The organism is Neorhizobium sp. BT27B, assembly GCF_050455485.1.
Taxonomy (GTDB): Bacteria; Pseudomonadota; Alphaproteobacteria; order Rhizobiales; family Rhizobiaceae; genus Neorhizobium.
Map to the genome: position 1 here is coordinate 682909 of NZ_JBCIYT010000001.1, position 12692 is coordinate 695600.

A 12692-nucleotide genomic window follows, 5' to 3' on the forward strand; every position below is an offset into this window, starting at 1 on the left:
CTAAAGCTAAGATGCTGAAATCGCTTTCTCTCCCGCAGGGGGAGAGATAGGGCCGCAGCGTCTTTACCTCTCCCCTTGTGGGAGAGGACACAAAATCATGATCTTAGCCAATAGGCTAAGTCATAGATTTTGTTGGTGAGGGGCTAACCGCATCCGAAAAAATCACATTAGCTGGCCGAAAACTTCACCACCTTGATCGCCTCGAAATTCTGTACCCCACCCCCAACCCGCTTGGTGGTGTAGAACAGCACGTACGGCTTGGCCGAATAGGGATCGCGCAAAATCCGCACCCCGGCCCGATCCACCACCAGATAACCCGAGCGAAAATCCCCGAAGGCGATCGCCGTCGCATTGGCGGCGATGTCCGGCATCTCTTCCGCTTCCGCCACCGGAAAACCGATCAGCGATGCCGCTTGGCCCACCGATGCCGGCGGGCGCCACAGGTAATTGCCATCCGCATCCTTGAATTTTCGAACCTCGGCCTGGGTGCGCCGGTTCATCAGGAACGTGGCGTTCTGGCGATGTTTGGCCTTCAGCGCATAGATCACATCCACCAGCGTATCGGAGGGGTTTGCCGCCTTGAAACCACCCGCCACGCCGGTCGCCACATGGCCGAGGCTGCCCCAGGCCCAATCCTCCTCGGCCACCGTCGGATAAGACAGAAAACCCTTGGGCTTGTTGACGCCATCGCCGCGAATGAAGGCGTCGCCCTCCTGCTCGGCAAACACCACATCCACCTCACCGGCAATCCAGGCCTCGATATCGACGGCTGCATCATCCAGCAGCGCCTGTGTCGCCGCCGGCATGGCGTAAAGCTCCATGGTCGGAAAGGTCAGTTCGGACAGCTGCGGCGTATCGGTCTGCGGCCGCGCCGCCGTCTCGGAAACCCATCCGGTCGCCAGCCCCGCCGCCGCAAACGGCTTTTTCAGCACGGCACCGGAAACCGTCCGCACGGTTGAAAGCGCACGCATCGGCGAAACGACAGAGATGCGCCGGCCGATCTCGTTATCCGTCTCCGGCGGCACCAGATATCCGCCATCCGCCCCGGCAGAACCCGAAAACGCCTTGGCCTCCAGCTCGCGCAGACCCTGCTCGTCGCCACGGCGGATATAGGCATCGAAAGCCGCCTTGTGTTCCGCCGCTTCCGGCCCGATCTCCCGGCCAGATCCGAGGGCCGGTCGCGCCTTCTTGAGCAGCAGCTGGTCGAGCACCTTTTTGTTGTCGTCGACGGCCCGGTTGATGCGTTCCATCCTGTCGCGCGTCACCACATCGGCTGACATCTTTTCCTCGATCTCGCCGAGCCTCCTGTCATTGACCTCCTTGAAGGCTTCGAATGCCTCCATGAAATCCTCGAAAGCCGCCGTCACCGTGTCCGGCACGGCCTTGATTTCAGGCGCCACACGCATCTGTTCCGTCATCTCGATCATCCCCAATGGTTGGATTTTTCACGTTGATCTGAAGGTTGAGGCAAACATCAGCTTTGCCGCCCGCCGCATCTGGCGGACGAGTTCGGTTTCCCGGTCGCGAAAGAACCGCGCATGCTTCACGTCGGATACCCGCGCCGAAGGCAACATCGGAAAGGTCACGACGGAAATCTCCCAAAGCTCGGCTTCGAGAATGCGCCGCACCCCGGTCTTGGCGTCGGTGCGGGCCTTCACACTGCGAAAACCGATCGAAAGCCCGTCCAGCGCGCCCGTCTTCATCAGCGAAAACACTTCCCGCGCCCGCGCCACGCCGGGCGACAACATGCCCTCGACATAAAGCCCGCGCGCATCCTCGCGAATGGTCTTCCAGGCCCCGATCGGCTCGGCCGGATCATGCTGGTAGAGCATGCGCACCTGCCCCGCGCCACGCTCCACCAGCGACTGCCGGAATGCCCCGCGTTCAATGGTGTCGCGGCCGAGATCGACCTCGCCAAACACGCTGGCATAACCGGAAAATACCCCGTCGCCGCTCACCCCGGCCAGTTCCAGATTGGCGAATTTGCGCGCAGTGGAGCGAGGCCCGCGATAAGCGTGCATGAAATTTCTCCTTGGTGTCCTGATTTTTTCTTTGCGCCGCTGCGCGCCTTGCCCGGCACAGCCACAGCCCGATATGCACCGTTCTACGAACGGCAAAGGAACGACACATGGCCTGCAGCACCTGTGCGGACTTTTCATCACCGCGCCAGATCCGCCTGCCGGCCGATCTCACAGCGGTTATCCTGTCATTGCAGGCCGCCGTCGCGCAGAACCGCCTCACCGTCCTGCCGGCCTACAGCGCCACCATCACCGCCCCGGCCTTCTCCACCCTCGCGGCAGAAGGCCCATGGCACGAGATCATCCAGAACACCTTTCGATGCTCCGGCTGCGGCCAGAAATACATACTGAGCGCCGACACCTATCACGGCGGCGGCAGTCTCGATGCGACCGACGGCGTCTGAAACCTATCCCGATTTCTTCCCATAGCGCGCCGCGATCCGTGACAGCGCCCCCAGCACCCACCAGGCACACAGGCTCGCCGCCGCCGATCCGGCCAGCATCAGATCGGAGCCGGAAACGGCATCGGATATCCCCAGCCGCTCAGCCAGCCATATCCCCGCCGGCCCGCCAAAAATAAGCCCGCAGCTGACGCCTGTGGCAAACCGGCTCAAGGCCTCGCGCCGGCTTTTGGGCAGAAGATAGATCAGCGAGACGCTCGCGCCTGCCACCGCCCCCACTACCCGCGCGGCCCACACGCCGGCATCGTTGCCGATACCGGCTCCGAGATCGGTGCCCAGTTCAGTCATTGTTAACCATTCCCTGCGAGATTGAGGATCCGTCACAGGCATAGCCATGCGACGATGACGGTGTTGCGCGCGGACAAAAACCGCCCGGCCGAGGTTGCAGGAACCATCGCTCCCGCCTCGAAACCGCTTTAACTTTTGATGTTTTCGCGAGTCGCCAGAATCACTTGGCGCAGATTGCTGACAGAGTGAGTCCGGGTTTTGAGAGGTTGAGTGAACGACTTCACTGACCGGATGAACTCGCCCTAAAGATCCTCGTCCTTTTCCAGGTCCGGTGCGATCTGACGACCGTGGCGAATATACGAAACGGTCAAACCTTTCGGGCCGATCCGGTAGCTGATGACATAATCACCCGAGACAAAGTGCCGACGTCCCGGCAGGATGCTCTCCTCAACCCCAGCCATAGGATGGTCCGCGAGAAGGCGAAACGCCTTCTGCAATTGCAACACCACGGCCTCGGCCGCGTGCGGGTTAAAACGCTCCAGATAGGCGTGTTCCTGCCGAATAAAGCGGATCGCATTTTTCGAGAGCCTGAGCTTCATTCCGCGGCGTCCTTGCGCTCGTCGAGCAGCTCGGCGAAAAATTCCTCGGCGTCCATGCTTTCGCCATTGGCGATCTGCTCTTCGCCTTTCAGGATCTGCAGAACGTCATTGCCCTCCGCCATCATGTAATACTTCAACGCCCGCACGATCACCCAGCTGCGGCTGCGCTCGCTCGCCTCGGCGATCTTTTCGATGTCCTCGAGAATATCCAGCGGTACCCTGAGCGTGATCGGATCGGACAGAACAGGTTTATCGGCCATAAGAACCTCCATTTGTAATACGCGGTATTACAAATTGCGCCCGCCGCCGCCGACCGTCAATATCCCACCGTTTCACGTTTTTCGTCGTCGGTCAGAAACGCCGCCGCCCCCACCCGTGCCCACAAGGCCTCGCGCTCGGTAGAAAGCCCCGCCACCCGGTCGAGATCCGGTTCCAGCCGCAACCCTTCTCCCAGCACTCCGCACAGCCAGGCGGAAAAACTCGCCGCCGTGCGAAAAATCATCGGCAGCACGGTGAGGCGATAAAACGCCCGATGCGCCTCCTGATAATTGGCATAGGTATTGTCGCCGGGAATGCCCAGCAGCATCGGCGGCACACCGAGGCCGAGCGCGATGTCGCGCGCCGCCCCGTTTTTCGCCTCCATGAAATCCATGTCTTTCGGCGAAAGCGCCATCGCCTTCCAGTCCAGTCCGCCTTCCAGCAGCAGCGGACGCCCGGCATTCACCGCACCGGCATAACCCGCCTCCAGTTCCTCGCGCAGCCGGTCATACTGGTCGGGCGAAAGATTGCCGCCATCCTTGGGCTGATAGACCAGCGCCCCGGAAGGCCGCGCCGAATTGTCGAGCAGCGCCTTGTTCCAACCGGCAGCCGCATTGGAAAGATCAAGCGCCGCCCCGGCCGCCACCAGCGGCGAAAGACCGCAATGATCCTCCAGCGGATGAAACAATTTCAGGTGCAGCACCGCCAGGCCATCATTCTCCACCTCGGCCGGCAAACGCCGCACCACGCCGCCGGCCCGATAATCATAGGCCAGCGGCCAGCCATCCCGCCCCTCGACGATCGCCACCCGGTCGGGCCGAAGCAGATGCAGCTCCCTCAAACGCCCACCCACAAACAGCGGCTCCACATAGGCATTGCCCGAAAGCAGCAGATGCCCGTACAGCGCCTCGAAAAAATCCGCCCCGCCCTGGCGCCCGTTCGGCCGCAACAGCAGCGAAAGTGCGGCATGATCATCCACCTCGACCTTGCCCTCATAGGCCAGCCACGGCACGCAAGCCGCCGCTTCGGCGATCATCCGCACAGCCCGATGCGCCACCGGGTTTTTCATGAACCCGGCCCGCGCCAGTGCCGCATAGGACCGCCCCGACCAATGCGCCGCGCCCTCGCCGGCAATCACGGCAAAAGCCGCCCCGACGCCGGACACCGCCTTCGCCTCCGGTGATCCAGACACGGCTTTGCCATCCCCCGCGAAAAACCGCGGCAGGCGAAACGGAGATTTCATCTCGGGTTATCCTTGTGTTTGATAGCGGCGCAAACGGGTGGATTACAAAAGGCGCGGCGATCTCCCAATACCTTCTCCCCATGGGGGAGAAGGTGGCCCGAAGGGTCGGATGAGGGGGTAATCTGCATCGAAAGGTCTGGCGGCGCCGCCCCCTCATCGCCTCGCTGACGCTCCGGCACTTCTCCCCGATGGGGAGAAGATGTCTGGAGAACCGCCGAGAATCACCAACCGAAAAACCCTAACCCAGAGGCGCCGTCACTGCCTTGCCCACATCATAATCCGCGGCAATCCGCATTTCCCTTATCGGCTTCACCACATCGATCGACTGCTGATAAATCGGGTGCGCCTTGTAGGCGGCCAGAGCCGCCTCATCGACGAACTCGCCGTAGACCACGAGATCGATCTCGGTGCCCCACTGATCGGTCTTCACATTGGTGCCGATTTCCAGAAGCTGCGCATGGGGATTGGCGGTCAGCAACGAAAGCCCCGCCCGCACCGCATCGAGGTTTTCGGGTTTGACTGTGAAAAACACGATATGGCGTATCATCGAAACTCCGCGGGCATTCTTTTTGCAATTCGGCCTCGCTAACACGTGCCGCTGTCGCCTTCAACGCGCCCGCACTCAACCCAGCGCCGCCGCAAACGCCCGTCCATAGCCCGCCACCAGCTCCGCCCTGTCCGTCCCGTTGACGATCTTCCTTGCCCCCACCCAATCGGCCTTGCCACGGCAAAAATAGTAATCCAGCCGCCAGCCGGTAAATATGCCCACCCGCATGCCCTCGATCAGAATCCTGGCGGCGATATCGGTGCGCATTGCCAGCGCCGGCTCGGCCACCAGATCCACTCCCGTCAGGTCAGACATCGCCTCGTAATTGCGCCTGTGCGTCAGTTGCACGAAACCGCGTCCGAACCAGTTTTTGCCCTCCGCATCCGGTCGCCAGTACGGCACCTTCACCGATGGCAACCGCCCCGCTGCAAAGGCCCGTTCCAGCCGCGCCACCGCCTCGCCGTCGCTTTTCGCCAGCGTTTCGCGCACCGGCTGCATGGTGCCAGCCGTTTCGTGAAAGGCCGTCGCCATCACATAGGCAAGCGCCGGATCAGCCGCTCTGGAATGCAGGCTCCAGCCATCGACAATCGTTTCCATGCCGGTGACCTGCGTACGCAAAAGCCTGCCGCCAAAGGGGTTTTGACGCACACGATCGAAAAACCGGACCTTGTCCACAGCCATGGCCAACACCGCCCCAAATTAAATGACGATTTTCAATCGGTTTAGAAAAACTAAATCGTTTTAACGGCTTAAGGCCCGATTTACTTTCTGTTCACAATATGGAACCAACTGGGATGTCGGGCGTTACCCGTCGGTTTTTCAATGAAGGAGATCATGATGATGCGCCAGCAAGCTTCCGCCCTGCCCGTGAAACAGCCGATCCCCCAGCATGTCGCCGAACGTCTCGAGTCCGAGTGGCGCCAGGTCCGCGAAAGCGCGCCAGCCGTGACCACCAAACGCTGATACAGTTTTCGTCCCGCGTTTTTCGATGCGGGACGCCCCATGCCGGCGTCAGCAAGATTGCTCGTTCGCGGCGTCAGATCCCGCGCACCCGCGGCACCCCTTGGCCCTCCAGCACCAGCGCCGTCAGCGCCCAGACCAGCGCATCCAGCCGGTCCGGCGAACGGCCTGACGAAAGCCCGTCCGGTCCAAAGTCGCACATCTGATCTTCCAGCCCGACAAACCGCCCCGCATGCAGCACACGCCCCTGCTCATAGAGGGCTGCCACCGGCTCGGCGCGCAAAAACTTGCCACGGCTCGCCCGCACCATCGTCACCGGCAATCCGGCATCGACGCTTTTCAGCATGGCCGTCACCATCTCGCCGCCCTGGTTGACCTCGGCCACCACCCGGTCGGCGGCAAACCGTTTATAGGCCTTCACCACCGCCTGCGCCCATCCGGCCGGGCTCAATCCCTCGACCGAACAATCGGCCAGAACCACGGCCCGCCCGTAACCGCCGGCAGAGACATCCTTCTCCTCGATCCCGGCCACCACGATGCCGCAGCACGATCCCTCGCCGGAACCGGCAGGCGGGTCCACCGCCACCACGATGCGTTTCAGCACTCCATGCGCCCGCGTCACGCAGGCTTCCAGATCGGCACGTTTCCACAAAGCGTCGGCACGGTCCTCGATCAGCTCGCCGGCAATTTCCTGCCGCCCCAGCCGCGTGCCGCCATAGCGGCTTTCCAGCACAGCCATGAAGCCCGGCGCCAGATTGCCGGCATTGGCCGCCGTCGACATCCGCACCAGATGCGTCGTCGGATCGGCGATCAACCGTTTCAGCACCGGCACCGGCCGCGGCGTCGTCGTCACCAGCTGGCGCGGATCAGAACCCAGCCTCAGACCGAACTGCAGCATGTCAAACGTCTCCTGCGCATGTTTCCACTTGGCCAGCTCATCGCACCAGGCGAAATGAAATTGCGGCCCGCGCAGGCTCTCGGGATCTTCCGAGGAAAAGATCTGCGCCACCGCGCCGTTCGGCCACACCAGCCTGCGCCGCGATACCTCGAAATCCGGCAGGTTCTTGCGGGCGATGCGGCAGATGCCCGACGCCCCGTCCACCATCACCTCGCGCGCATCCCCCAGCGTTTCCGCCACCAGCGCGATGCGCAGATCGGATCGCTGCGCCGCACAGGCCAGCGCATGCACCCACTCCGCCCCCGCCCGCGTCTTGCCGGATCCACGCCCGCCCATCAGCAGCCACGTGCGCCAGTCGCCCTCGGGCGGCTTCTGGGCGGTGCGGCCGGTCATGAACCATTCGCGTTCGATGGCGTGGAGATGCGGTGTGAGCAATGCGTTATCGGCGATGTCGGAAGGAAGCGAAGCGTTTCGGCAATCTCCCGATTTCTTCTCCCCTGCGGGGGTCCGAAGGACGGGCGAGACCCGTGGCTCGCCCCGGCGGTGGCCCGAAGGGTCGGATGAGGGGGGAGCCGTCATCCGCGCCGTGCCATGTAGCCCCCTCATCGCCTCGCTATCGCTCCGGCACTTCTCCCCGATGGGGAGAAGATTGTTGTGGCAACCCTCCGTCCCCATCGACAGTTTCTCTGGTGTAGAAGGGGGTATTTCCAGCCCTGAAACATCCGAAATCGGCTCACACCCTCCACCCGCATCAATGCTCTTTGCCAATCCCCCGCCCGCCCCCAAAGCCAACAGGGCCCGTCGCCGAACATCTTCAATCCCGCTCATCGCATCCCCATGCGGCCCCAGAACCTCGACAACCTCCTCCTCAGCCCGTGTCGGGCGGTGGCGCTCCATCCCCAGCCGCACCGCCGGGCTCTTCAGGGTCAAGACCTGCAGCGAGGCACCGTTGGCGATATCGTTCCTCGGCGCGTTCATCGATAAGCCGTTCGACTTCACGAAGCGCCTCCTGATACCCGCCCTGATCCGCCACCCGCTCGGCCTCGGCCTGGCGGTCGCGGGCAAACTGCCGCTGCAAACTGTCGATCTTCTCCAGCGTGCGCACGATCAGCGACATCGCATCGATCGCTGCCTTGATGTCGGCGCGCGCCAGTTTCTGCGCCGCCTCATCGCCGTCGGCCAGCATCACCTCGGCACCGCAGCGCAGGCCGCGAAACGTCTCGAACTGCTTGCGCAATTCCAGCGTCGCCTCGTTGAGGATCGGCCGCATGTCGCTGGCCGCCTGCTCCTCGGCCCGCAGCGCTTCAGCCGATTTCATCTCAAGCAGGACGCCCTGCGCCAAACCCATCAAAGGCGCATCATCCGCATCGCCCCAGGTGCCAAACAGGCCCACATCGAAATCGTCAAAATCATCGGACATGCCAAACGTCCTCCGCGCCGGCCAAAAGACCAGCGCCCACAAACCCAACAAAAACCGGAGTTCTGTCACCGGAGAAGCGCCAACCCGCAACTCTCCGACTATGCATAAAACCTATCAGACGACCGTCACGCCGTCAAGGATTATTTTCCTATTTCATGATTTCAATGTTAGCTGGCCGCCTCCATTGAAGAACGCATTGAGCGTGCACACTTCTGGAGAATGGCCAGAGCCCAAGAGATATTTGCAGTAATACTGAGCATCCTCGGCATTTTGGGCGGGGGCCTGCTGGGCTTTGGCCTTGCCGGTCCCCTTGCTGCCCTGCTGTTCGCGCCGGTCGGGGCATGGCTTGGCTTTATGATTGGAGCGGATCCCCTAGGTTTTCTGCGCCTGTTGGGATAGGTGCCGCCCCCGCTTGCACATCCCGCCCAATCCCGCATAGTGGCGCCCTTGCCGCGTCTCCCGTTTTGAAAGTGCCAGACATGCCAAAGCCGCTGCCGCTGTTTACCGGCCTCTCCGCCTTCCCGCTCACGCCGGCGGATGAAAGCGGCCGCGTCGATACCGATGCCCTGCAGGCTCTGCTCGCCCGCATCGTCGATGGCAAGGCAAACTCTATCGGCCTGCTCGGCAGCACCGGCACCTATGCCTATCTCACCCGCGAAGAACGCCGACGCGCGCTTGATGCCGCCGTCGAGGCGGTTGCCAAGAAACTGCCGGTCATCGCCGGCATCGGCGCGATGCGCACAGACGAGGTGCAGGCGCTTGCCCGCGATGCCGCCTCTGCCGGTGCCGATGCCCTGCTGCTCGCGCCTGTCTCCTACACGCCGCTGACGCAGGATGAAGCCTATCAGCATTACGCCACCGTCGCCGCCACCACCGACCTGCCGCTGACGATCTACAACAACCCGTCCACCACCCATTTCACCTTCAGCGAGACGCTGATCGCCCGCCTTGCCGAACTGCCCAATATCGCCGCGATCAAGATGCCACTCGCAAAGGACCTCGATTTTTCAGGCGAGATCACCCGCCTGCGCCAAAAGACGCCGGCCACCTTTTCCATCGGCTACAGCGGCGACTGGCACATGGGCGATGCGCTGCTGGCCGGCGCGGATGCGTTCTATTGTGTGGTCGCCGGCCTGTTTCCACATCCGGCCGCAGCCCTCGTCAAGGCGGCGAAGGAACACAACGCCGCCGAGGTCGCCCGTATCGATGCCATGTTCGAACCGCTCTGGGCGCTGTTCAAGGCGCATGGCAGCCTGCGAGTGATCTATGCCGCCGCAAACCTTCTCGGCCTCACCACCGCCCAGCCGCCGCGCCCGCTCCTACCCCTTGCCGACACGCTGCTGCCGGAGATCGAACAGGCGATTGCGGCTTTGCCCGAACGCTGAGCCGACAGCCCCAACCCATTGAATGAAAAGCACCCTGATGCGCGCAAAAATCTATCACAACCCTGCCTGCGGTACCTCGCGCAACACGCTGGCGCTGATCCACAATGCCGGCATCGAGCCCGAAATCATCGAATACCTGCAAACCCCGCCAAGCCGCGCCGAATTGCTGCAGATGATCTGGAATGCCGGCCTCAGCATCCGCGAGGCGATCCGCGAAAAAGGCACGCCCTATGCCGAACTCGGCCTCGACGACCCGGCGCTGTCCGACGACGCGCTTCTCGATGCAATGCTCAATACCCCGATCCTCATCAACCGCCCCTTCGTGGTGACGGATCTCGGCACACGCCTCGCCCGCCCTTCAGAACTGGTATTGGATATCTTGCCGGACACGCACAAGGGTCCGTTTTCAAAGGAAGACGGGGAAGAGGTGATCGACGCGGATGGGAAAAGGCTGCGGTAGGTCAGCTTCGCATAAAACCGAAATCAATACCGAGGCCATGAATGCCGATCTTCTCGATTTATTGCGATACGCCTGAAGATACGAACTACGAAGCGAAGCCACTGGACGGCGACTTCAACAAGGTCGCTCCCCTCGGATTTGATTTTCACCCGGTCGCAAAAGCTGCAATAAATGCTGACGGCGGCATCATCTTCCAGCGCTTTGACTATCAGGGCACTCCGGTTGATACGACGCATTTGCCATCCCGGGTGATGTTGGGCGGCCCCAGGCGCAATCTCACGGCCTTGTTTAAGGCACACGGCCTATTTCTGACAAGCAAAGCTCTTCGTGAGGTCATCGAAGAATTGGAGCCCGGTCGCCATCAGTTCGCACCCATGGAATTGGTTTGGAAAGACAAAACACATGCTGCCGACTATTTCTGGGTTTACCCCTGTGTGCGTATCGACGGGATGGATCAGGTGAGAACGACTGCTGTCATGAGCCCGGCCACAGGCTTGTGGCAGATAACGAATGCAAGCAAGCTCTTCGCGAACCGCGATCAGGTCGGTGCCCACCATCTCTGGGTCGACACGCGCCTGCCAACTTTTCCTCCCTTTGTCTCCGAAACATTTCGTGCTGCCGCCGAAAAAGGCGGCCTCAAAGGCATCGGCTATAGCGAGATCCCCTTCAGCGACTGATGCCAATCACGTCCCGCAAAACGTCCGCATCACCCGCTGATCCACCGTCGGCGGCGTCATCAGGTCGGCAAATTCCGGCTGGTCCTCATAGGGCTTCTCCAGCGCCGTCGTCAGCCGTTCGAAAAAGCTGAAATCACCGTAATTGGCAGCCGAAATCGCTTCCTCGATACGGTGGTTGCGGGCAATGATCGCCGGGTTTTTGGCCCGCATCGCCGCCCGCTGCACCTCGGGCCCCCGGCCATCCCACTCCAGCCTCAGCCGCCACCCGGCCAGCCAGTCCGCCGCTGCAGCCCTGGCCGTCACTCCGGCCTCCATCACACCATCTGAAAATTCTTGCAGAAACGCCGCGTCCCCTTCCGGCGTCACCGCATCGGCCAACCGTCGACAGGTCAACGTAAAATCCGCCTCGCCCTTGTGCATGGCGCCAAGCAGACCCTGCACCAGATCGCCATCACCCTCCTTGCCGGTCGACAGGCCGATTTTCTGCGAAAACTCGGCAAGCCACGCCACTTGGAACCGCTCGCCAAACTCCTTCAACACGCCGTTTGCCGCCTCCACGGCCTTTTCCTCATCGGCATCGATCAACGGCAACAGGCATTCCGCCAGCCGCGCGATGTTCCACTGGGCGATGCCCGGCTGGTTGCGATAGGCATAACGCCCCTGCGCATCGATCGAGGAAAACACTTTCATCGGCTCGTATTCATCGAGAAAGGCGCACGGCCCGAAATCGATCGTTTCGCCCGAAATCGTCATGTTGTCGGTGTTCATCACCCCATGGATGAAACCGACACCCAGCCAGCGCGCCACAAGCTTCGCTTGCCGCTCCGCCACGCCCCGCAACAGTGCAAGATACGGATTCTGTTCCGCTTTCAGATCGGGATAATGCCGCTCGATCACATAATCCGCCAGCACCCGGATGCCGTCAGTGTCACTCCTGGCGGCCAGAAACTGGAACGTGCCGATCCGCACATGGCTGGCCGCCACGCGCACAAACACCGCGCCCTGCTGCGGGGTCTCGCGATACACCGCCTCGCCGGTCGCCACCGCCGCCAATGCCCGCGTTGCCGGAATGCCGAGTGCGGCGAAAGCTTCGGAGACGATATATTCCCGCAGCACCGGCCCCAGTGCGGCGCGTCCGTCACCCCGGCGTGAATAGGGCGTCGGCCCCGCCCCCTTCAGCTGGATATCGCGGCGTTTGCCGTTCACATCGATCACTTCGCCCAGCAGGATCGCCCGTCCATCGCCCAGCTGCGGCACAAAATTGCCGAACTGGTGGCCGGCATAGGCCATGGCGATCGGCTCGGCGCCGGCGGGCAGAACATTGCCGCCAAATATCGCCGCCAGCCGGTTTTCATCCGCATCCGGGCCGAGTGCCTGCGCATCCAGCTGCAGCTCGCGCGCCAGATCAGCATTAAATTTCAAAAGTTTCGGGCCCTCGACTGCCTCCGGATAGACGGATGCATAAAAACGCTCCGGCAGGCGGGTATAGCTGTTGTCGAAGTGGAACATGGCAGGTCTCCGGGCACTATTCGGCTCAT

General features: G+C 62.1%; 16 protein-coding genes. 5 read left to right on the forward strand and 11 right to left on the reverse strand.

Features of this window, described 5'->3' with window-relative positions:
• Nucleotides 1–167: 167 nt before the first annotated feature.
• Nucleotides 168–1418, reverse strand: coding sequence for a phage major capsid protein (locus AAIH70_RS03595; RefSeq protein WP_132272933.1), 1251 nt, complete (start codon nt 1416–1418; stop codon nt 168–170).
• A 27-nt stretch (nt 1419–1445) separates the two neighbouring features.
• Nucleotides 1446–2021, reverse strand: a complete 576-nt coding sequence (locus tag AAIH70_RS03600; RefSeq protein WP_132272932.1) for an HK97 family phage prohead protease — start codon at nt 2019–2021, stop codon at nt 1446–1448.
• A 107-nt stretch (nt 2022–2128) separates the two neighbouring features.
• Here AAIH70_RS03600 and AAIH70_RS03605 point away from each other — a divergent pair, with 107 nt between their 5' ends.
• The gene (locus AAIH70_RS03605) at nt 2129–2422 is read left to right on the forward strand and encodes a hypothetical protein (RefSeq protein ID WP_132272931.1); all 294 of its coding nucleotides are present in this window, start codon (nt 2129–2131) and stop codon (nt 2420–2422) included.
• A 3-nt stretch (nt 2423–2425) separates the two neighbouring features.
• On the opposite strand, the gene AAIH70_RS03610 is transcribed toward AAIH70_RS03605, so the two are convergent.
• The 6 genes from AAIH70_RS03610 to AAIH70_RS03635 all read right to left on the reverse strand — a co-directional run bounded on the left by AAIH70_RS03610 (nt 2426) and on the right by AAIH70_RS03635 (nt 6035).
• Entirely contained in the window at nt 2426–2767 is a 342-nt protein-coding gene (locus AAIH70_RS03610) for a DUF6107 family protein (RefSeq protein ID WP_132272930.1), read from the reverse strand.
• Between the two features lie 242 nt (nt 2768–3009).
• Entirely contained in the window at nt 3010–3306 is a 297-nt protein-coding gene (locus tag AAIH70_RS03615; protein ID WP_132272929.1) for a type II toxin-antitoxin system RelE/ParE family toxin, read from the reverse strand.
• Nucleotides 3303–3566 carry a CopG family ribbon-helix-helix protein gene (locus AAIH70_RS03620; protein ID WP_132272928.1) on the reverse strand — a complete coding sequence of 88 codons (264 nt, stop codon included), beginning with the start codon at nt 3564–3566 and terminating at the stop codon, nt 3303–3305. The genes AAIH70_RS03615 and AAIH70_RS03620 overlap by 4 nt, the downstream gene beginning before the upstream one ends.
• Nucleotides 3567–3622: 56 nt before the next feature.
• Nucleotides 3623–4807, reverse strand: a complete 1185-nt coding sequence (locus AAIH70_RS03625) for a phage portal protein (RefSeq protein WP_132272927.1) — start codon at nt 4805–4807, stop codon at nt 3623–3625.
• A gap of 238 nt (nt 4808–5045) precedes the next feature.
• Nucleotides 5046–5354, reverse strand: coding sequence for a Dabb family protein (locus tag AAIH70_RS03630; protein ID WP_132272926.1), 309 nt, complete (start codon nt 5352–5354; stop codon nt 5046–5048).
• Nucleotides 5355–5429: 75 nt separating this feature from the next.
• The gene (locus AAIH70_RS03635; RefSeq protein WP_132272925.1) at nt 5430–6035 is read right to left on the reverse strand and encodes a glycoside hydrolase family 19 protein; all 606 of its coding nucleotides are present in this window, start codon (nt 6033–6035) and stop codon (nt 5430–5432) included.
• 141 nt (nt 6036–6176) lie between these two features.
• Between AAIH70_RS03635 and AAIH70_RS03640 the strand changes: the two genes are divergently transcribed.
• A complete protein-coding gene (locus tag AAIH70_RS03640; RefSeq protein WP_165931956.1) occupies nt 6177–6317 on the forward strand; it encodes a hypothetical protein in 141 nt (46 codons plus the stop codon).
• A gap of 73 nt (nt 6318–6390) precedes the next feature.
• Here the strand turns inward: AAIH70_RS03640 and AAIH70_RS03645 are convergent, their stop codons facing one another.
• Nucleotides 6391–7605, reverse strand: a complete 1215-nt coding sequence (locus AAIH70_RS03645; RefSeq protein WP_132273687.1) for a DNA-packaging protein — start codon at nt 7603–7605, stop codon at nt 6391–6393.
• A 475-nt stretch (nt 7606–8080) separates the two neighbouring features.
• A complete protein-coding gene (locus AAIH70_RS03650) occupies nt 8081–8632 on the reverse strand; it encodes a hypothetical protein (RefSeq protein ID WP_430033143.1) in 552 nt (183 codons plus the stop codon).
• A gap of 479 nt (nt 8633–9111) precedes the next feature.
• Between AAIH70_RS03650 and AAIH70_RS03655 the strand changes: the two genes are divergently transcribed.
• From AAIH70_RS03655 to AAIH70_RS03665, 3 genes are read left to right on the forward strand one after another with little or no spacing between them, the layout of a single operon-like run.
• On the forward strand, nt 9112–10017 hold the full coding sequence (locus AAIH70_RS03655; protein ID WP_132272923.1) for a dihydrodipicolinate synthase family protein: 906 nt from the start codon (nt 9112–9114) through the stop codon (nt 10015–10017).
• Nucleotides 10018–10054: 37 nt separating this feature from the next.
• Nucleotides 10055–10477 (forward strand): arsenate reductase (glutaredoxin), encoded by a 423-nt coding sequence (gene arsC / locus AAIH70_RS03660; RefSeq protein ID WP_132272922.1) that lies wholly within the window; start codon nt 10055–10057, stop codon nt 10475–10477.
• A gap of 41 nt (nt 10478–10518) precedes the next feature.
• Nucleotides 10519–11154, forward strand: coding sequence for an imm11 family protein (locus AAIH70_RS03665; RefSeq protein WP_132272921.1), 636 nt, complete (start codon nt 10519–10521; stop codon nt 11152–11154).
• Nucleotides 11155–11160: 6 nt separating this feature from the next.
• Here the strand turns inward: AAIH70_RS03665 and AAIH70_RS03670 are convergent, their stop codons facing one another.
• Complete coding sequence (locus tag AAIH70_RS03670) at nt 11161–12663, reverse strand: protein adenylyltransferase SelO (RefSeq protein WP_430033148.1); 1503 nt, start codon at nt 12661–12663, stop codon at nt 11161–11163.
• Nucleotides 12664–12692 lie beyond the last annotated feature (29 nt).